21 protein-coding genes are annotated in these 22,026 nt (G+C 53.9%); 15 read left to right on the top strand and 6 right to left on the bottom strand.

All coding sequences use genetic code 11. The annotated features are described in order from the left end of the window. Nucleotides 1–19: 19 nt before the first annotated feature. Nucleotides 20–1,198, top strand: a complete 1,179-nt coding sequence (locus tag NFR25_RS01415; RefSeq protein WP_251197469.1) for a pyridoxal phosphate-dependent aminotransferase — start codon at nt 20–22, stop codon at nt 1,196–1,198. Further along, entirely contained in the window at nt 1,198–1,851 is a 654-nt protein-coding gene (locus tag NFR25_RS01410; RefSeq protein ID WP_251197468.1) for an HAD family hydrolase, read from the top strand. Before NFR25_RS01415 ends, NFR25_RS01410 begins: the two co-directional genes overlap by 1 nt. Here NFR25_RS01410 and NFR25_RS01405 read toward each other — a convergent pair. After that, entirely contained in the window at nt 1,848–2,585 is a 738-nt protein-coding gene (locus tag NFR25_RS01405) for a TetR/AcrR family transcriptional regulator (RefSeq protein WP_251197467.1), read from the bottom strand. The genes NFR25_RS01410 and NFR25_RS01405 overlap by 4 nt on opposite strands. 140 nt (nt 2,586–2,725) lie before the next feature. Between NFR25_RS01405 and NFR25_RS01400 the strand changes: the two genes are divergently transcribed. Beyond that, entirely contained in the window at nt 2,726–3,229 is a 504-nt protein-coding gene (locus NFR25_RS01400; RefSeq protein WP_251197466.1) for a ferritin, read from the top strand. A 292-nt stretch (nt 3,230–3,521) separates the two neighbouring features. Here the strand turns inward: NFR25_RS01400 and NFR25_RS01395 are convergent, their stop codons facing one another. Then, nucleotides 3,522–3,896: a phage holin family protein gene (locus tag NFR25_RS01395; protein WP_251197465.1), complete on the bottom strand. Its 375-nt coding sequence runs from the start codon at nt 3,894–3,896 to the stop codon at nt 3,522–3,524. Between the two features lie 117 nt (nt 3,897–4,013). Between NFR25_RS01395 and tilS the strand changes: the two genes are divergently transcribed. The 6 genes from tilS to NFR25_RS01365 all read left to right on the top strand — a co-directional run bounded on the left by tilS (nt 4,014) and on the right by NFR25_RS01365 (nt 11,230). Continuing rightward, nucleotides 4,014–5,090, top strand: coding sequence for a tRNA lysidine(34) synthetase TilS (tilS, locus tag NFR25_RS01390; protein WP_251197464.1), 1,077 nt, complete (start codon nt 4,014–4,016; stop codon nt 5,088–5,090). A gap of 40 nt (nt 5,091–5,130) precedes the next feature. Then, the gene (locus NFR25_RS01385; protein WP_251197463.1) at nt 5,131–5,826 is read left to right on the top strand and encodes a Maf family protein; all 696 of its coding nucleotides are present in this window, start codon (nt 5,131–5,133) and stop codon (nt 5,824–5,826) included. A gap of 353 nt (nt 5,827–6,179) precedes the next feature. Continuing rightward, nucleotides 6,180–6,734 (top strand): hypoxanthine phosphoribosyltransferase, encoded by a 555-nt coding sequence (hpt, locus tag NFR25_RS01380; RefSeq protein ID WP_420840595.1) that lies wholly within the window; start codon nt 6,180–6,182, stop codon nt 6,732–6,734. Between the two features lie 32 nt (nt 6,735–6,766). Further along, on the top strand, nt 6,767–9,085 hold the full coding sequence (gene ftsH, locus NFR25_RS01375) for an ATP-dependent zinc metalloprotease FtsH (protein WP_251197462.1): 2,319 nt from the start codon (nt 6,767–6,769) through the stop codon (nt 9,083–9,085). A 16-nt stretch (nt 9,086–9,101) separates the two neighbouring features. Then, nucleotides 9,102–10,415 carry a dihydropteroate synthase gene (gene folP, locus NFR25_RS01370; RefSeq protein WP_251197461.1) on the top strand — a complete coding sequence of 438 codons (1,314 nt, stop codon included), beginning with the start codon at nt 9,102–9,104 and terminating at the stop codon, nt 10,413–10,415. Continuing rightward, a complete protein-coding gene (locus NFR25_RS01365) occupies nt 10,409–11,230 on the top strand; it encodes a biotin--[acetyl-CoA-carboxylase] ligase (RefSeq protein WP_251197460.1) in 822 nt (273 codons plus the stop codon). Before folP ends, NFR25_RS01365 begins: the two co-directional genes overlap by 7 nt. 49 nt (nt 11,231–11,279) lie before the next feature. Here NFR25_RS01365 and NFR25_RS01360 read toward each other — a convergent pair whose 3' ends face one another. Beyond that, entirely contained in the window at nt 11,280–11,834 is a 555-nt protein-coding gene (locus NFR25_RS01360; RefSeq protein WP_251197459.1) for a manganese efflux pump MntP, read from the bottom strand. A gap of 169 nt (nt 11,835–12,003) precedes the next feature. Here NFR25_RS01360 and NFR25_RS01355 point away from each other — a divergent pair, with 169 nt between their 5' ends. The 6 genes from NFR25_RS01355 to NFR25_RS01330 all read left to right on the top strand — a co-directional run bounded on the left by NFR25_RS01355 (nt 12,004) and on the right by NFR25_RS01330 (nt 18,730). Then, nucleotides 12,004–12,609, top strand: a complete 606-nt coding sequence (locus tag NFR25_RS01355; RefSeq protein WP_251197458.1) for a biotin transporter BioY — start codon at nt 12,004–12,006, stop codon at nt 12,607–12,609. A 96-nt stretch (nt 12,610–12,705) separates the two neighbouring features. After that, the gene (locus NFR25_RS01350; RefSeq protein WP_251197457.1) at nt 12,706–13,665 is read left to right on the top strand and encodes a LysR family transcriptional regulator; all 960 of its coding nucleotides are present in this window, start codon (nt 12,706–12,708) and stop codon (nt 13,663–13,665) included. Between the two features lie 470 nt (nt 13,666–14,135). Continuing rightward, a complete protein-coding gene (locus tag NFR25_RS01345) occupies nt 14,136–14,927 on the top strand; it encodes an SDR family NAD(P)-dependent oxidoreductase (RefSeq protein WP_251197456.1) in 792 nt (263 codons plus the stop codon). An 85-nt stretch (nt 14,928–15,012) separates the two neighbouring features. Continuing rightward, on the top strand, nt 15,013–16,065 hold the full coding sequence (locus NFR25_RS01340) for a zinc-dependent alcohol dehydrogenase (RefSeq protein ID WP_251197455.1): 1,053 nt from the start codon (nt 15,013–15,015) through the stop codon (nt 16,063–16,065). A 112-nt stretch (nt 16,066–16,177) separates the two neighbouring features. After that, the gene (locus NFR25_RS01335) at nt 16,178–17,494 is read left to right on the top strand and encodes a CaiB/BaiF CoA transferase family protein (RefSeq protein ID WP_251197454.1); all 1,317 of its coding nucleotides are present in this window, start codon (nt 16,178–16,180) and stop codon (nt 17,492–17,494) included. Between the two features lie 12 nt (nt 17,495–17,506). Further along, the gene (locus NFR25_RS01330) at nt 17,507–18,730 is read left to right on the top strand and encodes a CaiB/BaiF CoA transferase family protein (RefSeq protein ID WP_251197453.1); all 1,224 of its coding nucleotides are present in this window, start codon (nt 17,507–17,509) and stop codon (nt 18,728–18,730) included. A gap of 113 nt (nt 18,731–18,843) precedes the next feature. Here NFR25_RS01330 and NFR25_RS01325 read toward each other — a convergent pair whose 3' ends face one another. Genes NFR25_RS01325 through NFR25_RS01315 form a run of 3 tightly spaced genes read right to left on the bottom strand, consistent with a single transcriptional unit; the run spans nt 18,844 to nt 21,844 of the window. Continuing rightward, nucleotides 18,844–19,887, bottom strand: a complete 1,044-nt coding sequence (locus NFR25_RS01325; protein WP_251197452.1) for a hypothetical protein — start codon at nt 19,885–19,887, stop codon at nt 18,844–18,846. 60 nt (nt 19,888–19,947) lie between these two features. Further along, complete coding sequence (locus tag NFR25_RS01320) at nt 19,948–20,844, bottom strand: tetratricopeptide repeat protein (RefSeq protein ID WP_251197451.1); 897 nt, start codon at nt 20,842–20,844, stop codon at nt 19,948–19,950. 16 nt (nt 20,845–20,860) lie between these two features. Then, a complete protein-coding gene (locus NFR25_RS01315) occupies nt 20,861–21,844 on the bottom strand; it encodes an ADP-ribosylglycohydrolase family protein (protein ID WP_251197450.1) in 984 nt (327 codons plus the stop codon). Between the last annotated feature and the right edge of the window lie 182 nt (nt 21,845–22,026).

The following is a 22,026-nucleotide window of genomic DNA, read 5'->3' as shown; positions in this document are numbered from 1 at the left end:
GCAAATGAAGGCGGATGCGATGCATAACGAAACCATGTACAACCTGGGAAGCGCCCCCTCGGCGATCCGCGAGCTTTTCGCTTATGGCATGGAGCGCAAGGCGCAGATCGGTGATGATAACGTATTCGACTTCAGCATCGGCAATCCTTCGGTCCCAGCGCCCGACTCGGTCGCACAAGCTATTCGCGATTTGGCCGATGTTCCGCCTGCTGAACTGCATGCTTATTCTGCTGCTCAGGGCCTTGAATCTACGCGCGCGGCCATCGCTGAGAACCTCAACAAGCGTTTCGGTACTTCATACACGGCCGATAACTTCTACTTGACCATGGGCGCGGCCGCGTGTCTTTCCGCGTGCTTCACGGCGCTGGTCAACCCAGGTGACGAGGTCATCGTCATCTCACCCTACTTCCCTGAATATCGTGTGTGGATCGAGTTCGCGGGCGGCGTGTGCGTCGAAGTTCCCGCGCGCGAGGACAATTTCCAGATCGACCTTGATGCACTGAAAGCTGCTATCACCACCAAGACCAAGGCGGTGGTCATCAACACGCCGAACAACCCAGTCGGTACGGTCTATACGCGTGAGACCCTTGAGGGCCTAGCTGCTGTGCTCAAGGATGCGGAGAAGACCTTCGGTCATCCCATCTACCTTATCTCCGATGAGCCTTACCGCGAGCTCACCTATGGCGTTGAAGTGCCGTGGGTTCCCGCGATCTACAACAACACGCTCGTGTGTTATTCCTGGTCCAAGTCACTTTCGCTCCCAGGCGATCGTATCGGATACGTGCTCGTTCCCGATGAAGTGGATGATGCTCGAGCGGTCTACCTGGCAGTCTGTGGTGCAGGTCGCTCATTGGGCTATATCTGTGCGCCAGTCTTCTTCCAGAGGATCATCGAGCGCGTGGTCGATGAACCCACCAATGTTGAAGCGTATGCAGTGAACCGCCAGATCCTTACGAGCGCGCTTGACGAACTGGGTTACGAATACATCGCTCCTGACGGTGCGTTCTATCTGTGGATCAAGGCACTCGAGCCCGATGCGCAGGCTTTCTCCAATAAAGCGAAGGAACACGAACTGTTGCTGGTTCCTTCCGACAGCTTCGGTGTGGGAGGCTGGGTGCGTGCAGGCTATTGCATCGCTCAGGACACCATCGAACGCTCCATCCCCGCATTCGCTGCACTGAAAAAAGACTACGAATAATGGCACTATCAGGCGCTATCATCGATTTTGATGGCACGATCGTCGATTCGCTCGATGCTTGGCGAAGCCTTGAAGGGTCGCTTGCGGCTGATGCTCATATCGAGGTAACGCCCGAAGACCGCCGTAAGCTCACCACTTTTACGCTCGACGAGACCGCCGCATGGTTTCACACCGAACATGGCTTAGGTGAGAGCGCCGCTGCCGTGCGCGCGACCATCGACGACTATATGGTCGATTTCCTTTCGACTTCGGTCCGCGTTCTGCCTGGCGTAGAGGCGTTCCTGGAAGAATGTAAGCGTCGTGGCGTTGAGCTGGCCGTGGCATCTTCAAGTCCGCAGCTCTATTTGCAAACGGCACTGAAGGGCACGGGATTGCTGCCTTATTTTTCGCAGATCATCTCAGTAGAAGATATCGGCCACTCTAAACGTGAGCCGCACATCTATCATCATGCGCGCGAATTGCTGGGCACATCCAAAGATCAGACCTGGGGTTTCGATGATTCGCTCTACGCGCTTCATGCGCTTAGAGAAGCAGGCTATCCAACAGTGGGAGTGTTCGATGCGCATGAAGGGATCCCGTTCGAACAGTGGTCCGATCATGCAACCATCGCAATACGAAGCTTCGAGGATCTGAGCTTCGACCAGTTCGCCTAAAAGCCCATTTCTGCAAGCTTAGCAACGGCGCGGTCGCGGATCGCTCTCACATCTTCGGGCGTGGTCAGCATACCCGGTATGATGGTGCGCGCTGCCATGAATCCAACAGCCTCAGGACTGTGGTGCTTCACCTTGTAGCCACAAGGGATCAGCAGCAGTTCACCCCGTACGTTCGCGTGGAAATGGTGCTGCAATCCTTCGTTGACCGAAAGGATGGTAACGGCCTGCTCGTCGGCAGGGCATTCGCGGAATACGCCTTCTTCGATGCCGAGCTCGATCACATCGACGAAGGCCTGATAGTATTCGCGATAGCCTTCGATCAGTCCCTGGTATTTCTCAGGATGTTCGCTTACGAGGCTCTCCAGTTCGACGAAGTCGAAGGGCAGCTCGCATTTACGGATAACGTCATAAGCGATCAGCATATAGAGCTGAACTACGCGATCGTCCACCTCTTCTTTAACGCGCTTGATGATAGGAACTGCGCGGTTCGCATCGAAGAGTGCTTCGAAGATCGCCTCTTTTGAAGGGAACCAATAATAGAGCGACGATTGATCGAGCCCTACCTGACGTGCGATCTCGCTCAAAGAGGTCTTGCGATAACCTTGTTCTTGGAATAGTTTGCTGGCGGCATCAGTGATGACTTGACGTTGATTGGCCTTCGAAGCGGCTTTGCGCCCAGGGGTGTTCTGCGCCGTATCGCCAGTTGGCTCGCTCGTGCGTTTGGCCTCTCCCATGAGCTTCCTTTCAAATCAACGCCTTCATTACATCATCCTAATTATAGCTAATGCGTGGTGGCGTTCGGTTGTATTATGGTTGGAGCATTCGACCGTTGTCGCGCGCATGAGCGCGCCGAAGATGAAAGGAAGGGCACGGCATGGATAAGAAAGTCTATGAATTGCTCAACGACCAGATCAACAAAGAGCTCTATTCCGCATATCTGTACATGGATTTTGCGAATTACTACGAATACGAAGGCCTGAGCGGTTTCGCGAATTGGTACATGATCCAGGCTCAGGAAGAGCGCGATCATGCGTTGAAATTCATCGCGTACCTTCAGGAGAACAGCCAGAAGATCCAGCTGAAGGCTATCGATCAGCCCAATAAGACCTTTACCGACTTCATCGGTCCGCTGGAGGCAGCGCTCGAGCACGAGAAATATGTCACTTCGCTGATCAATGATATCTATTCTGCGGCTGCAGATGTGAAGGATTACCGTACCATGCAGTTCCTCGAGTGGTTCATCGAAGAACAGGGCGAAGAGGAAGACACCGCAGACACCATGGTCACCCGCATGAAGCTCTTCGGTGGCGATGCGAAGGCGCTCTACGACCTCGACCAGGAATGCGCTTCCCGCTCCTATTCTGCTCCTGCTGAATAATCCTGAGCGCACAAGGATAAGCCCATTAAAAAAGCTCCCAATTCGGGAGCTTTTTTAACGCCCTTCGGTCGGACACTTTGGGGACAGGAAAGTACCGAGATCGATCGTGTGTAGTGCTGCGGATGTAGGGCAAGGGTGCAAAATTTACTTCGTATAGCAAGCAAAAAAAGAGAACCCAGCTTGGCTGGGTTCGCGTAAATGAAGCTGGAGAGCGACCGCACGAGCCCGATAGGGCGAGTAGGGTAGCGGGTAAATTATGCGCCCTTGCCCTACATCCGCAGCACCCCAGGGCCTAGTATTCGTTCGCTCCAAGTACCCCATTGAGAATGCTCGAAACGATGGAGATGACGATGCTCGCAACGAATCCTGATCCGAAGGTTGCGATATAGAAATCGATACCGAACAGCGTTCCTACCAGCCAAGACGCCAGATACAGCAGTGCTGTGTTGATGACCAGGTAGAAGATGCCCAGCGTAATAACGGTGATGGGCAGCCCGAGTACTTGCAAGATCGGTTTGATGGTCATATTCAAGAGCGCGATGATCAACGAGATGACCAACACGCTGGCCCATGTTGAAGCCTCGCCACCGATCTCGATGCCAGGCACGAGCCAAACAGCAACAGCTACAGCAACGAAGATGCCGATCGTACGGAGAACAAAATTCATGGCGATCACCCTCTTTCTTCTGTCGTTCTTATGAGATCGCTTCCTTAGGATACGCGAGCGCGACACAATAGACCTAAGCAGTTCAGAACTGAAAACAATCTGTAAGAGAGAGATGCGATGCTCGATACCATCGAACGAACCGTGACCGACCACGACCTATTCAACCCTGCTTCACCAGCTCTGCTGATGGTGTCGGGTGGGTCGGATTCTACTGCGCTCGCCTATATCGCACGCGACTTGCATGAACGCGGGCTCATCGGCCCGCTCGCTTGCCTGCACGTGAATCACAAATTGCGTGGCGAAGAGGCCGAAGCGGACATGCGCTTCGTGGCTGCGCTGGCTGAAGCGCTCGATCTGCCATTCTTCTGCTGCGAGGTGGACGTGGCGCTGCTCGCACGAGAAGCGGGTGGCAACATCGAAGCTATCGGACGTCAAGAGCGCTATCTTGCGGCGCACGAAGCGCTCGAGAGCATGTGCTTCCATAATGCGTTGCCGCTGGCAGAGGGCCGTATCCTTACGGCTCATACGCAGGATGATCGCGTCGAGAACTTCTACATGCGCTCCATCAAGGGCACGGGTCCAGGCGGCTTTCGCTCGATGCGCTATCAGAATGGTCCAGTCGTGCGACCGCTGCTCGATATTTCTCGCGAGGCTCTTCGTGCCTATCTGGAAGACCGCGCCGCGTGTGGCGAACTGGTGGTGCGTGATGAAGCGGGCGATCTTTGGCGCGAAGACGCCACGAATGCTCATACCGATCGATTCCGCGCTTATGTGCGTCACACCATCGTTCCTGCTGCCAAGGAGCAGAACCCGCAGTTGCTCGATACGCTCTGTCGCACCATGAACCTGATCGGCGATGAAGATGATTTCATGGAACAGCTCGCCGAAGAGGCGATCGCAGATAACGTGGAAGAAGGGGATGGCTTCTTCAAGTTGGAGCCCTCGTTCGGTCAGCTGGCACTCCCCATTCAGCGTCGCGCTATCCGCCGCATCCTTGAAGCCATGATCGGTGCCGAAGGGCGCATCGAAGCCGCTGCTGTTGATGCGGTGCTTCAGGCCTTTGACCGTCAAGGCGTGCCGATCGGTGGCTATGTTGTTAATATTCAGGGTGACCTTGCAATAAGTGCGAACAAACAGGGCGTTCTCATAGAGCCGATGGTTCGATTTCGTGCCCGTCGCAAGCGCGACCACTAACCGCCGAGCGCCCGAAGCGCACTGCATATAAGGAGCAATCATGGCACAGCAACCCACCATGCCGATCAACATCATCCTCGCGTCCAAATCGCCGCGCCGCAAACAGCTGCTCGAAGAAGCGGGCGTGAAGTTCGTTGCGTTCACCGGCTCGACCGAAGTGGACGAGACGCTCGAACCCGACCTACTCGCAAACCCTGAAGAGGCCGTGAAGAAGCTGGCTGAGCGCAAAGCTGGCGCCGTGGTTCAGGAAGTGCTCGCACAGAACCCCGTCGGTCTTGGTATTGTGATCGGCGCCGACACCATGGTGGTGCTCGATGGCGAGATGCTGGGCAAGCCTTATTCTGCTGACCATGCTCGCGAGATGCTTCGCAAGCTCTCTGGCAGAACGCACCAGGTCATCACAGGGGTTTCAGTTTGGATGATGCTGCTCAACGAAACTGAAGAGAACGGCGGCGATGGTAATGTGTCCATCGGATTCCGCACTTTCTCCGAGACCAGTTATGTCACGTTCAAAGATCTGACCGACGAAGACATCAACGCTTACGTAGCTACTGGCGAGACCATCGACAAAGCGGGCGCTTATGGCATCCAAGGCAGAGGCGGCGATCTGGTCGAGAAGTACGAAGGCGACTATAACAATATCGTCGGCCTGCCGGTCGATAAGCTCCTCGAGAATTTCCCCGACCTGCTCAACACCGAAGTTCCCATCCAAGTCTCCACCAAGACCGACCAATAAGCGCACCCGCTGTGAGCGTGGGGTGAGGGTACTAGGTAAGGGTCGTAGATTCACTCTGAACACTAACTTGAAAAGCAGAAAGTAACCCATAGGGTTGCTTTCGCATGAACAAAGCATGAGGCAGTGCAGCGCATGAGCTGAAGGCGAACAGCGAAACGGGTGAATCCGAGACCCTTGCCTAGTACCCTCACCCCACGCTCACAGTCCCCAGTTCGTATATCACGTGAAGAAATGGTGCGTATTTCTCGGAATTGCGCCGTGCAAGGTTTCTCGTGGTCATTCCCCATAGAGCTTTTGATACACTTACCTATACGTTTATGCACGGGTAAACAGTTTGCCACGAAAGAGGAACGGTGCAAGGAATTCATCCCGATCTTGAGCGTGTGTTGTTCACTGAAGATCAGCTTCGCGCTCGAGTGAGCGAAATCGGTGCTGCCATCACGAACGACTATGCCGGTAAGGATCTGGTAGTCGTCTCGATCTTGCGCGGTGCGGCCGTCTACATGGCCGATCTTGTCCGCAAGATCGATCTTCCGCTCGAGATGGATTTCATGGCTATCTCTTCTTATGGCAAAGCGGCGAAGAGCTCGGGCATCGTGCGTATCCAGAAGGACTTGACCACCGACATATCTGGCCGTCACGTTCTTATTGCGGAAGACATCATCGACAGCGGCCTGACGCTGCGCTATCTTCTCGACAATCTGGAGTCGCGCAAACCTGCCTCGCTTTCGATCGCTGCGCTTCTGCGCAAGGATATCCCTGGTCAACCCGATCTTCCGTGCAAGTATGTTGGGTTCGAATGCCCCGATGAATTCGTGGTGGGTTACGGGATGGATTACGCAGAGCATTACCGAAACCTACCGTATATCGGCGTCCTGCGCTCAAGCGTGGTCGTCGATGCATCGTAAGAAAGAACGTAAAACGCAAGGAACGCAACTTTATGACACAGGATCCAAGCTCAAAGAACAACAAGTCATCGAACAAGCAGCCTAATAGGCCCAAGCAGATCAATATCGTCACCATCGTGGTGTTCGCGTTGGTGGCCATCTTCTTCTTCTCGATGATCACGCGCATGCCCGCGGGCACCGAAGACGGCATCACGCAAACCGATGCGCTGGTCACTTCGGAATTCACGCAGGCTGTTGAACAAGGTCGCGTCGAGACCGTTGTGTACGACGCAGGTGGCGAAACGGTCACGGGCACCTATTATCCTGCTCAGACTGCTGGCGTTACCGCAGCTGATGCCTTCAACACTGGTATCGAAGCTATCAACTCCCAGCTGGGTACCATGGTGGTCGACGGTGCGCGTCTCGATACCATCGAGCCCAGCATCTTGTCTGCGAAGACCCTTGGCAGCAAGCATAACTTCACCTGCACCTGGGTCGGCCAGGATTCGCTCGGCGAACTGATGGCGGCTCATCCCGAGATCGAATACAGCATCACCCTGCCTTCGCCGTGGGGTTCGATCCTGCTCTCATTGCTGCCCATCCTGCTCATCGCTGGCCTGCTGTTCTTCTTCTTCTCGCAGATGAACAAGGCGAACAATTCGCAGATGTCCTTCGGTAAAGCCAAAGCCAAGAAGTCGGTCGAGGAACATCCTGACGTGAAATTCTCTGATGTTGCAGGTGTCGACGAGGCGGTCGAGGAAATGCAAGAGATCAAGGATTTCCTCGATAATCCTGCGAAATACCAGGCTATGGGTGCGAAGATCCCGCGCGGTTGCTTGCTCGTAGGCCCTCCGGGAACAGGTAAGACCTTGCTCGCACGCGCGGTCGCAGGCGAGGCAGGTGTGCCGTTCTTCAGCATCTCTGGCTCCGACTTCGTCGAGATGTTCGTTGGCGTCGGTGCATCTCGCGTACGCGATCTGTTCAAGCAAGCGAAGGAAGCTGCTCCTGCCATCATCTTCATCGACGAGATCGATGCGGTAGGTCGTCAGCGTGGCGCTGGTCTTGGCGGTGGTCACGACGAACGCGAACAGACCCTGAACCAGTTGCTCGTGGAGATGGATGGTTTCGAGGCGAACGATTCGGTCGTGCTGATCGCTGCAACGAACCGCTCTGACGTGCTCGATCCCGCGCTGCTCCGTCCCGGTCGTTTCGACCGCCAGATAGTCGTGGATGTTCCCGATGTGAAGGGCCGCGAGAAGATCTTGAAGGTCCATGCGGAAAACAAGCCGCTGGCCGCTGACGTGAACTTGCCGCGCTTGGCCAAGCTCACCCCTGGTTTCACGGGTGCTGACCTGGCTAACCTGCTGAATGAAGCCGCGATCCTTTCGGCTCGTCGCAATAAGCACATCATCTCTGAACAAGAGGTCACCGAATCCATGGAACGTGTTATCGCAGGTCCCGAACGCAAGGGTCGCGTATTGGACGAGAATACCCGTCGCACCATCGCTTTCCATGAATCAGGCCATGCGCTCGTTGGCCACTTGCTTCCGAATGCCGATCCCGTGCATAAGATCTCTATCATCTCGCGCGGTCGCGCATTGGGCTACACTCTTTCGATCCCCGATGAAGATAAGGTGCTGAATTCGCGCAACGAAATGCGCGACGAACTGGCCGTGTTCTTGGGTGGTCGTGTTGCTGAAGAGATTTTCTGCGACGATATCACCACGGGCGCATCGAACGACCTTGAACGCGCTACCAAGATGGCTCGCTCCATGGTGACCAACTACGGCATGAGCTCTGATCTGGGCGTACAGGTCTTCGGCCAGCCGAATCATGAAGTATTCCTCGGTCGTGACTACGGCAATACCCAGGACTATTCCGAAGAGACCGCACGTCGCATCGACGAAGAAGTGGCCCGCATCATGCGTGAGGCGCATGATCGCGCTTACGAGATCCTCTCTTCGCGCAAGGACCAGATGAACCTGATGGCAACCGTGCTGCTCGAGCGCGAAACGGTCGATGGCGAGGCGTGCGAAGCGTTGCTCGACAACAAGTGGAGCGATTATCTGAAGCTCGAACAGAGTGGTACGTTGGAACAGGCGGCTAATACGCTGGCTCCAAAAGAGGGCACTACTACCGCAGTCACCACCCCTGAAGCCACTGAAGCGCAAGCTCCTGCATCTCAGCCAGCTCCCGCGGCGGACGACCAGGCAACTTCCAGTGACCCGGTGATGCCCGCTCAAGCCATGGCTCCTGAAAGCGATCAGAATGCGCCCGCACAACAAGGCGATGCATTCCTGAACAGTCTTGAGCAGAAGATCAAGGACATCCAGTCTGATAACAAGGATGACAGCAACGGATCGCCCCAATAATCGAAGGACCGCTTAGATGATCTGGAAATGTTCCCAGTACAATTTCGACGCAAAGATGCCCATTATCATGGGCATCTTGAATCTTACGCCCGATTCATTTTCCGATGGTGGGGCCTATGCATCTACCGAAGATGCCATCGCTCATGCGTTGGCAATGGTCGATGAGGGTGCGCTCATCATCGATGTGGGCGGGGAATCAACGCGCCCTGGCGCTGAACCCGTTACAGAGGCTGAAGAGAAAGAGCGCGTGCTCGAAGTGGTGCGCTCACTCGCTGAAAAGGGCATTTGCGTGAGCATCGATACGCGTCATGCTGCGGTTGCTCAGGCGGCGGTCGAAGCAGGTGCTTCTATCATCAATGACGTGACCGGGTTTCGCGACCAGGCGATGGTCGAAGTAGCAGCGAATTGTGATGCGGGCCTTGTGGTCATGCATATGGGTGGTAGCGATCCGCGCACCATGCAGGACGCTCCCCACTACGATGACGTGGTTGCTGAAGTGCGCGATTTCCTGAAAGGGCAAGCAGAAGCCCTTATGGCGCATGGCATCGATCGCACGCGCATCTGCCTTGATCCAGGTCCAGGTTTCGGCAAGACCACCAAGCAGACCATAGAGCTGATGCGAAACTTCCACGAGCTGAATCGTTTGGGCTTTCCCACGATGGTGGCGGTCTCGCGCAAGAGCTATATCGGCGATGCTTATCATATCGAAGACCCGAAAGAGCGCGATGCTGCGTCAGCTGCTGAAGCGCTCATGGCTTGCGAACTGGGCGCTTCGGTCATTCGTACGCACAATGTGGCACTCACCGCAGAAGCTCTGAAAGAGAATCTGCGCCCGTATGCGCTCATCGGCATGGGTTGCAACGTAGCACTTGTGGCCGATGAAGGGGAAGAGCGCGAAGGCAAGATCGCCATGCTCAATAAAGCTATCGGGGATATGTGCATGTTGCCCGATACGCAGATCATCGATATTTCGAGCTATTACGAAAGCGAGCCCGCGTATTTCGAGGATCAGGATCTTTTCGTGAACGCGGTCGTGCTGATGCGCACTGGCCTGCCACCACAAGAACTGCTCGGCTACTTGCAAGCCATCGAGAACAGCCTTGGTCGCGTGCGCACGCAAAAGAATGGCCCGCGCACGTGCGATCTGGATATCCTCGACTACCAGGGTTATGTGTCCGATCTGGAAGTGCTCACTTTGCCACACCCGCTCTTGCTCGAGCGTGATTTCGTGGTGAAGCCTTTGTTGGAACTGCTCCCGAAGCACGAACTTGCAAATGGTGAAGCGGTCACCGAAGAGCAGGTGAGATACGGTAAGGCCTGGAAGTGCTAGACCCTGTTGCGGCAAGCGGTGCTTCGCAGCCAAAGGATCCGAGCGGGTTTTGGGATGTGCGCGCCTTTGATGAAGTCGATTCCACCAACACGCGCATCAAAGAAGCTATAGCGCAAGGTGAACCTGAAGGTACTTGTTTTGTTGCGCGCCGACAGACCGCAGCCTATGGTCGGCAGGGAAGGACCTGGTCAAGCCCTGAAGGCGGTCTCTATTTCTCGTTCATCCTCGACCCGCTGGGAACTCATGCGAATGCGGGCAAGACCCTTGCAGATCTTCCTGCGCTCAGCCTTCTGTTGTCCCTTGCTGTACAGTCTGCCCTAGCGGCGTTCACGGGCAGTGATGCGATCAAGATCAAATGGCCAAACGACATCCTCGTTGTTCGAGCGGGAGCGGTGGGTAAACTGTGCGGGATCTCTCTTGAAGCTATCAACAAGAAGCTTTGTTGCGGGATCGGCATCAATATATCACGTCCTGAAGCGAGCCAGACAAGCGTTGCTCCAGCTGAAAATACCCCGGCGTATCTCGTTGATATAGTTGCGGACTCGGTCGATCTTGACCAGTTGCTCTCTCAGCTCTTAGTTCAGATCGAAGGCCTCTATCATGCATGGCTCGAGCAGGGGATCGCTCAGGTCATTCCCGAATACAACGCGCAACTCTTCAATCTTGGTCAAGCCGTCACGCTCGAGGCCATCGATGGCACCACTCTCTACACAGGTAAGGTGATCGGTGTCTCCGAAACTGGCGAGCTCATCCTCGAACAACAGGACGGTACCCGTATCGCCGCCAATTCTGGCGAAGTCCACACCCGCCATTAACCGGGGACGGGTTCAATTCTGTCCCGGACAGAAATGAACCCGTCCCCGGTTAGAGGAAGAGGGATTTTAGGCCGATGGCGATCAGGACCAGGCCGCCGACGATGGCAGCTTTGTCGCCCAGCACACGCCCCACACCCTTCTGGATGAACAGCGCTACGATGCAGCACAAGAAGGTGGTCACGCCGATGATGCTCGCCGCCATCCCGATGTTGATCGATAGCATCGCGAAGCTCACACCCACTGCAAGCGCATCGATGCTGGTCGCGATAGCCTGGAAGAACAGCACGGGAATGGTGATCTGTGCGCCTGACCCCTCTTCGTCTTCGCCCTTGTCACGCAGCGCATCCCAGATCATCTTGCCGCCGATGAAGCCCAAGATCACGAATGTGATGAGCCCCGCATACTGGTCTACCCATTCGCTCACCAGCGACCCGAGGAAGAACCCGATCACGGGCATCACGGCCTGGAACACGCCGAAGAACACTGGCATCAAGAAGCGCCGCGCCCGTCCCGTCCCACGAAACGCCACGGCGTTGGAGAGCGTGACCGCGAACGCATCCATCGAAAGCGCCAGCCCTAGCAATATGATCTCAGTGATGCTCATTGTTCCATTCTGTCATATCGCTTGCCAACAAAGAAGTTTGTCTAGCAACTTCAACCATTCATACAGGGAATCGGCGATCCTATATACATAACCTATCGAAATCATCTATAGTTATAACGCTATCGGTCCACGGCGAATCGATAGCCTCCCTCTGAAGAAAGGAACGCACATGTCCGAAGCTCTCGTTCATGCGAAGTCTCGCAGTCACACCATCGTGTACTGTGCGGCAGCCATCGCCTGCATGGCGGTCACCGCATGGGTGTCAGTGCCGATCGGCCCCGTTCCGCTTTCGCTCGCACCGCTTGCAGTATTCTTCACGCTGTTCGCCTTGAGCCCACGCAATGCTCTTATCGCTATCTGCGGTTATGTGCTGCTCGGTGCTATCGGCCTGCCGGTATTCACTGGTTTTCGCGGCGGTTTGGGTGCGGTCTTCGGTCCCACGGGTGGCTTCATCATGGGTTATGTCATCGGTGCGTTTCTGCTGCTCTTCCTAAGCCCAGTGCTCGAGAAGCACAAGGCCTTCGCCTCCACCACCTCCGTTTCTCTATTTGGCAGTCAGGTGAAGAAAGGATTCCTCCTGCGAAACCTCGTAGTGGGCATCTTCTTCGCGGCTGTGTACTATATCTTCGGCTGGCTGTGGCTCATGGTCGCTGGTCAGCTGTCTGCTGGCGCGGCATTCGCTGCGGCAGTTGCCCCCTTCGTCATCCCAGATCTGTTGAAGATGCTTCTCGCGGTCTTCCTTGCCCAGGCGGTGGGCGCGGCGCTTCGCAACTGAGCGTTTCGTCACCTGAAGCTTCGTCCATACGAAGCTGGCTTGCGCATCGAAACGAATGGCGATACTTGGTTTCATGTTTGAATCAGAGGACCTGATATGAACTTGTCACAGCTTTATTATTTCCGAAAACTTGCAGAGCTCGAACATTACGGTAAAGCCTCAGAAGAGCTCTTCATCACTCAGCCTTCGCTGTCGAATTCTATCGGCAACTTGGAGAAGGACCTGGGCGTGCCCCTGTTCGAGCGCGTGGGCCGCAACGTACGCCTTACTTCTTATGGCGCAGAATTCAATGAGCACGTATGCATCGCGCTTTCCGAGATCGATAAAGCAGTGGATCTGATGAAGCTCTACTCCAGCGGCCTTTCAGGTCAGATCCGCATAGGCGCGGTCATCTCTATCCAGCGCAACTTCCTGCCGCTGTTGCTCAGTTCCTTCCGCAAGGAATTCGGCGACAACATCGACTTCGATATCCACCAGGGCACTACCTATGATTGCCTCAAAGGCCTGGTCGATGGCAAGCTGGATATCGCATTCTGCGGCATGGTGCTCGATGAGCGCGACATCGTTTACGAGCCCATGATCACCCAGAACCTGGTAGTGGGTGTTTCGGAGAATCATGAACTGGCTAAACGCAAGAGCGTGACGCTCGAAGAGCTGAAGGATTATTCGCTCATGTCCTATCGTAAGGAATCGTTCGCATCTACGCTGCTCGAGGGCATCTTCCGCCGTGCCGACCTGAACCCCAAGCAAGCTTTCAATGACGAGATCAGTGCCGCATCGCTGGTGGTCTCCGAGACCGACATGGTGGCTATCATGCTCGAGACCCTCGACGACATCCAAACGCGCGGTTTCGTGTCCGTGGCCATCGAAGATGCGCCAAAGCCCTTTCATACCATCTATATGGCCTACAAGGAAAAGGCGTTCCGTAGCTGCGTGACCGACCAGCTCATCGAATTCGCGGATAAGTTCGCGCAGTTCCCTTCAGGCAAGGTGGGCTCGCTCGAAGACTATTACAAGCGCGAGAAGATCCCCTGCGCGGGCTTCGATAGCAAATAACGTGCGGCTTCGGTCGTAGCCTGAGCTTATGCTCTGGCCTTAGCTATGGGCTCAGCGCTAATCTCAGCCAGTCATAGGTTCTTAGCCCGAGCACTTTGCTTCCATTGAATCCTCATCACTTGAAACTATAGAACTTTGCATATTGATTCTTGCGAATTATGGGACGAATTCCCTATTTTGGGGCGCAAATCACCCCTATTCATAGCAATTAACCTATGAATAGAATATCAACCAATAAACCCTTCCTATATCATTCACGCAGGCTATGAGTTCGTCCATCGCGCCTATTGGACGCGTTCATTTTTTAACTTGATAATGGGAACAGACTCAAATACGTAGTCGGAGGGAATTGTTTCAGGGGTCGTTCTCCTTACTTATTCATCACAAGGGTGGCTCGGGAAAGCCAATGAAATCATTTGTGAATAAGCCAAGGAACTGCGTCTGAACGTAAATTGAAAAGGAAGGTAAACATGGCACATTGGTTCTCGAAAGCTCCTAAGGAGCAACTTGCAGGCAAGACCGCTATCATCATGGGCGGCGGCTCTGGCATCGGTAAGGCAACCGCAGAATTGTTCAACGCAGCAGGCGCAAATCTGATGATCTGCGGCGTTCCTGAGCAGATCTGCGTCGACACCGCTGAAGAGCTCCGCGCAGCTGGCGGCAACGCCATCGGCATGGTATGCGATGGTACTCAGGCCGATCAAGTACAGGCTATGATCGATAAGACGCTCGAAGAGTTCGGCGATATCGACATGCTCATTTCCACCGCAGGCATTTCGCTGCCTCGTATGAACGCTATGGATGCGACCGAAGCAGACTGGGACAAGATCTTCGCAGTCAACGCTAAGGCTAACTTCTTCTTGGCAACTGCAGTTGCACGCGTCATGAAGGACAAGGGCCACGGCGGCAAGATGGTCCTCATCTCCTCCCAGCGTGGTATCTCCGCAATGGAGAACATCGCACTCTACAGCATCACCAAGGCTGCTGTCATGGGTATGGTCCGCTCCCTGGCTGTCGACTTTGCTCCCTATGGTATCCAGGTCAACGGCATCGCTCCGGGCTACGTTATGACCCCGATGGTCGAGAAGGTCTTCGCAGACAATCCCGCTCAGCAGGAGTACGTATATGGCCGTACCCCCAGCAAGGTCAAGATGGGCTCTCTCGAGGAAATGGCAGAAGCCATCTACTTCCTCTGCTCGCCGGTCACTGACTACACCACCGGTCAGACGCTCATCCTCGATGGTGGCTGGTCCATCCAGTAAACGAATGTCTTATGCAGCTGCCAGAACTCGTGGCGGCTGCATCTTTTTCTTCCGCATTTTTCTTACCTATTGAAAGGGGTATTACATGGAGGGTGTAATGAATGCAGTTCACTGCGTAGGTCGTACCGAACCTTGGCAGTATGTTGAGGATGCTCCCATTCCTCAGATCAAAGACGACGAAGTACTGTTGGAGATCAAGGCGTGCGGCATCTGCGGCACCGACCATTCGCTCCATCGCGGTCAGGAAGCTCTGTTCAATTCCTATGACATCACCTTCCCGGCAATCTTTGGTCACGAATTCTCTGGCGTTATCGCTGAAGTGGGCAAGAACGCTCCTGAGAACCTGAAGGTTGGCATGCGTGTCACCGCTAATCCGGTCCTCTTCGACAACACTTGCTCCTACTGCGACAAGGGCCAGGTGAACATCTGTGACAACCGTCCGTTCTATGGCACCGACCTGCCTGGCGCATTCGCAAAGTACATGCCCATGCGTGCAAGCAACGTTATCCCTCTGCCCGACGACGTTTCCTTTGTCCAGGGCGCGCTCCTCGAGCCGCTGGGTGTTGCGTTGAACGCTGTTGAGCGTGTGCATCCTGAAGCTGGTGACACCGCATTGGTCATGGGCCCTGGCCCGATCGGCCTGCTCATGGTTGCTGTCCTCAAGCAGGCATATGGCATCCAGAAGGTCATCTGCTCGGGTCTTGCAATGGACACCAAGCGCTTGAAGGTCGCTGAAGAGCTGGGCGCTATCACCATCAACGGTTCTGAAGAAGACGTTGTTGCTCGCGTGAAAGAGCTCACCAATGGCAAGGGCCCCGAGATCATCTTGGACGCTGCTGGTCACTACACCGTTGCTGAACAGGCAGTGGAAATGGTAGCGAAGAACGGCAAGATCGGCATCACCGGTCTTCCCGCACAGCCTTCCTCCATCCACATGAACCCGATCGCAATGCGCCAGATCAGCATCATCGGTTCCCGCGCTTACGAGCGTAAGCACTGGCGTCAGGGCCTGGCACTGCTCGCTAATGGTCTTGACATCGCTCCTATCGCAAGTCACGTCCTTCCGCTGGCTGACTTCGAAAAGGGCATGGAGCTCATCGACGCAGGCGACGGCCTCCGCGTCATCCTCGAGCCCTAATCGAATCTCATTCGATATAGTGCTATCTCCCGAATAAGGGGAATCCGAGAGCCCCGGTGTTTCGCCGGGGCTCTTATTAGAGAAGTTTCATTTTTCACGATTGGAGAAATACATGGCAGGTTTGGAAGGCGTTATCGTCGTTGACCTCACTCAGTATGCTGCAGGTCCTGCTGCAAGCCGTCTGCTCGGCGAAATGGGCGCGACCGTCATCAAGGTCGAACCGTTCACGGGCGACGAACAGCGCACCCAGGGCATGGCTTGGGGTATGAACTACAAGAGCGAATTCGACGACGTCGCATATGACTGCGGTTCCTTCAACAAGGAATGGACCGCTATCGACTGCAAGAGCCCCGAAGGTAAAGAAGTTATGATGCGCCTTCTGGACAAAGCAGACATCTTCGTCACGTCCTTGCGCGACGGTGCACTCGAGCGCTTGGGCTTGGACTACGAAACGCTGCGCAAGCAGTTCCCGAAGCTCGTTTGGGCTCAGAACCGCGGCTACGGCATGTTCGGTCCGCTGAAGGACGCAAAGGGCTTCGACGCAACCTCGTTCGCTGCACGTTCGGGCTTCGTCGCTTCGATCCCGCAGAACAACGAACACTATGAGCCAGGCAATTCCCCCATCGCTTTCGGTGACTGGAATACGGGCTGCGCACTGGCTGCAGGCATCTTGGGTGCATATGCAGGTGCTCTGCGCACCGGCCAGGGCGACAAGGTGACCACCAGCCTCTATCATACTGGTACCTGGGGTATGACCTGCTCGATCATCACCGCTCAGCAGGGCGATCAGCATCCTAAGGACCGCGCAAAGGCAAAGTGCCCCACCAACAACTCCTATCCTTCAAAGGACGGCATTTGGTTCCTCATGTGCTTCGGCAACTACAACAAGTATTGCCAGTTGGTGTTCGAAACCTTGGAGATGGATCCGAAGTACTACACCGATCCTGAGCTCAACAACCTCGAAGCACTGGCCAACAATGGTCGCTACGTTGAAGTTGTTGCTGCAATGCAGGAAGCAACTCAGAAATTCGACTTCGATGAGCTCGAGCGTCGTTTCCGCGAAGCAGACATCCCCTTCGAGAAGATCCAGACCGTCGCAGACGTGTTGCAGGACGAAGAGGCATTCGCGAACGACCAGCTGCGTAAGATCAAGTACGTCAAGCAGGGTCCCACCTCTCAGTTCACCGATGACGATGAATATATCGTCACCACGCCGCCGTTCCGTCTGGACTCCATCGGCGATCCGGTGCTCTATCGCAGCCGCCCCATCGGCTACGACACCCGCAAGATCTTGAAGAACATCGCTGGCTATACCGACGCTGAGGTGGACAAGCTTGCAGCAGACGGTGCGGTCATGGAATATGACGGCGATCCGCTGCCTCCTGAGGTGCTCGAGCCCAGCTATGGTCCGAATTCGAAGAAGAAATAAGGTGGTTGCATAATGGCAAAACAAACTCCATTTTCTGGTATTACCGTTCTCGACTTCTCCCGCTATCTTCCGGGCGGTTACGCAACGCAGGTCCTCGCTGACCTGGGCGCTACCGTCATCAAGGTAGAGGACACAGGTCTGGGCGACTTCATGCGTCACGACTATCCCACCAAGGGCGGCGGTATCTCTTACTACATCACCGCACTTGGTCGCAACAAGAAGTCTGTCTCGCTGAACCTGAAGAACGAAGAAGTTGTTGATTGGTTCTTGAAGATGGCCAAAGAAGCCGACATCATCGTCGAGAGCTTCCGTCCAGGCGTTACTGCAAAGCTGGGCATCGACTATGAATCAGTCAAGAAGCTCAACCCGGGCATCATCTACTGCTCCATCTCGGGCTACGGCGCTAACGATCCGCGCTCCAAGAAGGCGCAGCACGACTTGAACATGCAGGCTGACGCGGGCTACCTCTCGCTCAACCATGGTTCTACCTCGCCGCTGCATCTTTGCGACCTTTCCTCTGGCATGGTTGCTGGTCAGGCGCTGCTCGCTGCACTCTATGCTCGTACGGTCACTGGTGAAGGCGCTTACATCGACATCTCGATGTTCGATTGCTTCGTGTGGTGGAACTCCCTGCTCGATAGCCGCTGGTGCTTCAACGACGGTGTTTGCTCACGCGACGACCTCGAATATCCTTCTACCGCTTACAACGTCTATGAGACGAAGGATGGCGGCAAGCTGGCACTTGGCATGGTCGAGGCAAAGTTCTGGGAGCCCTTCTGTGATGCTATCGGTCATCCCGAGATCAAGCCCACAGGCCTGATGCGTCGTTGGGAAGCTCCTGAAGCGTTCGAGATCGTGGAAGAGACCATCAAGGGCAAGACCACCGATGAGTGGGTCGAATGGCTCAAGGATAAGGACTTCTGCATCGCTAAGGTCAACTCTAAGACTGAGGCAGTCGAGCAGATCACGCGCGAGAATCCCGAAGCTTTGGCTTGGGTCGAATTCCCCCGTGTTGGCCGTGTCCTCCAGACTGGTCTTCCGCATCACATCTCAACTATCCCGGTGGAGATCTCCGAATTCGAAGCTCCTTCGATGCTCGGCGAAGACACCGAGAAGTACCTCAAGCAGGTCGGCGCAGACGATGCGACGATCGCTCGCCTCAAGGAAGAAGGCGGCATCCGCTTGGGTGATGACATCGAGGTAGAAGAGGATCGAGCTCCAGTAAAGCCTGCATAAGGCACACGATCCATATCCTCCTCAGGGAATCTTCCAACCTTACGAAAAGAATGCCGGCTTAAGAGCTGGCATTCTTGCTTTCGGCGTATAAGTTTTGCGCCAAGCGCGCATTCTCAGGCTTCCAGATCGATAGAATCGAGGATGGTTCTGAAATCACCGCAGCCAAAAGTATCTGCGATGCAGAGGACAAGGTCCTTAAAGCCAGCAGGGTAGGCATTGATGCCGGTAGATGTGAGAATCAGATCATCTGTATTGATCGTGAGTGACCAACTCCAGCCATCCAGTGTTGGAGTTGAATAATCTTCATTCCAGTCCTGTAAGTTTACATCTATTGCGCATTTACGAAGTGCATTCAACTGCTGGGAAGTTGGCTCGGTGATACGTTTGCGGGAATTTAAATCCATGGGGTAGTATTCGACTTCAATAGAGTTGGCGTATAGAAGGATATGAAAAGAAGTTCGAGTGATGAGCGAGTCACCAATGCTGAAACTAAAAACATTTTTAGGTCCTTCGCTTCCAATTTCAACTTTACAAACTCTAAATGGGATGTTGATTGGAAGGCCTATTATCATTCTTTCGTAAGCTGACGAATCAAGATACAGGCCATGGTCTTTTGCTTGACGACGGAGCGCATGGTCAATATCGAATTCATCTTGTGTTGATAAGCCACGGGTTTTTGTTCGTCCTTCTTTGTCGACATACTTCAAATATGGTTCGATAGCAATGTATGAGGAAGTCTCTTCATTTTTTGGAAAGTTTTCAAGATCGGATAGTGCTTTGTCAGCTGCTTGCTCGATCCATTGTGGAATCTTGCGATTTTCCCAATCCAGCGTCTCGAGTCTTCCTAAGATGCTGTCGATAAGTTCGCTGCGCACGCACGCTGCTAAGAAGTCTCCTCCAACAGCTTCCTCCTTCTTCACGAGTGCAGTTAGTAGGGCAAGGACGGCCTCTTCATCCATTTGGTCAATGTCGAGATCCGAGTAGCAATCGGGCTTCAGATCCTTGATCTTGATCTCGTGCTTCAGCAGAACTGCCTCGTAATCTTCAACGGCAAAACTGTTCGAATAAAGACGATCCGCAAGTTTAGGAACCCTTTCGATATAAGCCTGCTTGCGCCTGGGGTCCGTACTAGGTTCACGAACAATTTCAAGATCCAAGCAAGTGAGTGCTCTATGCATTGTGATTCTCCGTTCGGAATGCAGGTTGGAAGATTGGAGTTAGGAAAGCTGTGCTGTTTCGAAATTGGCTAGCGTATCAAGTACGCGTCTGGCCCGTTCTTGGCCTTCGATAGCTTGAACAAGTCGATCCTTGTAGTAGATTTGCCCGTTTTTGATGTCGATTCTTAGTCCGATTTCTGCATCCTGATAAAGACGAAGAGCATGCAGAGCATCTTTATCGATTTTTGCTTCTTCTGAACCCTCAAGATAGAGGGGTGCAAGCCTGATAGCTGGTTGGGCAACCTCTACAAGACCGCGGGCCCTGTTCAGGCTTTTTTGCCAGAGGGCTGCTGCTTTGCTGAGGTCTTTCGACACGCCTTTTCCTCGAGAATACATATCTCCTAGTTTGTAGAAAGCTTCACTCTTATCACTGAGTGCCACTCCAAGAGAGTAATATTCGAATGCCTTAGCATAATCAGGTTTTCCCACTCGTCCATATTCATAGATGTAACCCATATTGATGATGGACTGATCGCAGCCCCATCCGATTGCTAGCTCGTAGAGTTCGGCGGCTTTCGCATAATCTTGTTCAACCAGCTCGCCCATATAATAGAGAGTGCCCAAATCGTTTGCGCTTGCTCCACATTTCTGCCCGATGCCGAACTTATAGCCAGTAATCAAGGCTCGGATTGCGTCATCATCAAAGACTGCTGCAAGCCATATCTCCTCTTTATTCTCCGTGACGAATCGGCAGAAATCTTCAGGTGTTTCCGAGATGGCTTTGGCTGAGATTTCCTTAATGATCTTTGTAGGATCTTTTTCGTAGGGGATTAGCGAATCAGCGTCAGAACCTTCATCTTCTTCTATGAAGCTGGTTTGGTATCCAGCAGCTTCCCCTAAAAACAGAAGATCATCCTTGCTGATCGCGGACCAAAATATCTCTTTGTCGTTTCCCATATTCTTCCTCCATTTGCTAGAATAGGCATTCATCGATCAGGTTTCTACCACGTAGGGCATCAATCCAATCTTCGGGAATATCTTCAAATCCATAAAGTGCGCCAGCAACCGCGCCCGCGACGCAAGCTGTGGTGTCCGTATCGTCTCCTAGATTAACAGCAGCTAGAACACAGTCTCTATAATTCGTAGTGTTTAGCGCACACCAAAAGGCTGCAGCCAGCGTATCGAGCACGAATCCTCCCGATCGCAGGTCTCCTCTCGGTCGGTTTTTAAGGTCATGCAGCCAATCGAATATCTTTGACTTGGGTTTGTTCGTCTCGATCGCTTTTGCCAAGGATGTCCCATCAAGAACATTACGAAGAATATGCACGAATGCCACACAGGCTTCCGTCGAGATCCAGTGCGCGTGCGTAATGGACGACACTGCACGTATATCATTATCGGTAGCATGGATGAATGCCAACGGTGCAATGCGCATAAGCGAACCATTTCCATTGGACTGTTCGTTAGAGCAACCGAATCCCTGGTCAAGTGCCGTAGCGGTAGCGTTGCCAACATCGAATATGAATGCATCAGGAGTGAATGCGCCTTCGTATAACCATGAACGAAATTTAGCACGCATATCTTCGATGTTTATTCGTTTATTGTTTTCCTTAAGGCTTGCGCAGGTGGCAAGGAGAAGGGAAGTGTCATCGGAGAAGGTTCCAGCAGGCTGATCATGGACACCTCCGCCGATCATCCCAGTGCAGCTGAAAGAGTCCCGACCTGAAAATTCATAAGGTACACCTAAAGCATCGCCAACAGCAGCTCCGTAAATGACGCTTCTCAGTTTATTTCGCTTGACTGCTTCTTGAGTATGAAGAGCTTCGACACGTACTCCGAATTCGTGACCGCAATCGTTGCAATGCCAGTCTGGATCGAATTCACTGACGCAGCAGCCACCGAGAACGACGCGTCCGTCGTCAAGATCCTTCTGCAATCCATCACTGAAGGCGGGCATGCCCCATAAGATGGCTGCGATATTGGTGCCTCCGCACTCGGGGCATATTTCGGGTTTCCCAGACACGAATATCTCCTACACTGCTTTTCTGTACGGTATGAAAAATTGGCAGAAACTGCATCCTGTCCTTATCTTTTGATTGTATGACAAGACGTTAAGATGCGATGTCCCATAAACGCCCC

It is taken from the genome of Anaerotardibacter muris, assembly GCF_943192915.1.
Lineage (GTDB): Bacteria > Actinomycetota > Coriobacteriia > Coriobacteriales > Eggerthellaceae > Anaerotardibacter > Anaerotardibacter muris.
Note: the sequence above shows the minus strand (reverse complement) of the source record. Positions and strands in the feature narration are given on the sequence as shown.

What these genes read in the sequence shown, in the direction of transcription:
- NFR25_RS01330 (WP_251197453.1), top strand. Translation starts at nt 17,507, where the DNA reads ATGGCAAAACAAACTCCATTTTCTGGTATTACCGTTCTCGACTTCTCC.
- NFR25_RS01335 (WP_251197454.1), top strand. Translation starts at nt 16,178, where the DNA reads ATGGCAGGTTTGGAAGGCGTTATCGTCGTTGACCTCACTCAGTATGCT.
- NFR25_RS01340 (WP_251197455.1), top strand. Translation starts at nt 15,013, where the DNA reads ATGGAGGGTGTAATGAATGCAGTTCACTGCGTAGGTCGTACCGAACCT.
- NFR25_RS01385 (WP_251197463.1), top strand. Translation starts at nt 5,131, where the DNA reads ATGGCACAGCAACCCACCATGCCGATCAACATCATCCTCGCGTCCAAA.
- NFR25_RS01345 (WP_251197456.1), top strand. Translation starts at nt 14,136, where the DNA reads ATGGCACATTGGTTCTCGAAAGCTCCTAAGGAGCAACTTGCAGGCAAG.
- NFR25_RS01400 (WP_251197466.1), top strand. Translation starts at nt 2,726, where the DNA reads ATGGATAAGAAAGTCTATGAATTGCTCAACGACCAGATCAACAAAGAG.
- NFR25_RS01405 (WP_251197467.1), bottom strand. Translation starts at nt 2,585, where the DNA reads ATGGGAGAGGCCAAACGCACGAGCGAGCCAACTGGCGATACGGCGCAG.
- NFR25_RS01355 (WP_251197458.1), top strand. Translation starts at nt 12,004, where the DNA reads ATGTCCGAAGCTCTCGTTCATGCGAAGTCTCGCAGTCACACCATCGTG.
- folP (WP_251197461.1), top strand. Translation starts at nt 9,102, where the DNA reads ATGATCTGGAAATGTTCCCAGTACAATTTCGACGCAAAGATGCCCATT.
- NFR25_RS01415 (WP_251197469.1), top strand. Translation starts at nt 20, where the DNA reads ATGCATAACGAAACCATGTACAACCTGGGAAGCGCCCCCTCGGCGATC.
- NFR25_RS01410 (WP_251197468.1), top strand. Translation starts at nt 1,198, where the DNA reads ATGGCACTATCAGGCGCTATCATCGATTTTGATGGCACGATCGTCGAT.
- NFR25_RS01360 (WP_251197459.1), bottom strand. Translation starts at nt 11,834, where the DNA reads ATGAGCATCACTGAGATCATATTGCTAGGGCTGGCGCTTTCGATGGAT.
- ftsH (WP_251197462.1), top strand. Translation starts at nt 6,767, where the DNA reads ATGACACAGGATCCAAGCTCAAAGAACAACAAGTCATCGAACAAGCAG.
- NFR25_RS01395 (WP_251197465.1), bottom strand. Translation starts at nt 3,896, where the DNA reads ATGAATTTTGTTCTCCGTACGATCGGCATCTTCGTTGCTGTAGCTGTT.
- NFR25_RS01315 (WP_251197450.1), bottom strand. Translation starts at nt 21,844, where the DNA reads ATGCCCGCCTTCAGTGATGGATTGCAGAAGGATCTTGACGACGGACGC.
- NFR25_RS01350 (WP_251197457.1), top strand. Translation starts at nt 12,706, where the DNA reads ATGAACTTGTCACAGCTTTATTATTTCCGAAAACTTGCAGAGCTCGAA.
- tilS (WP_251197464.1), top strand. Translation starts at nt 4,014, where the DNA reads ATGCTCGATACCATCGAACGAACCGTGACCGACCACGACCTATTCAAC.
- NFR25_RS01320 (WP_251197451.1), bottom strand. Translation starts at nt 20,844, where the DNA reads ATGGGAAACGACAAAGAGATATTTTGGTCCGCGATCAGCAAGGATGAT.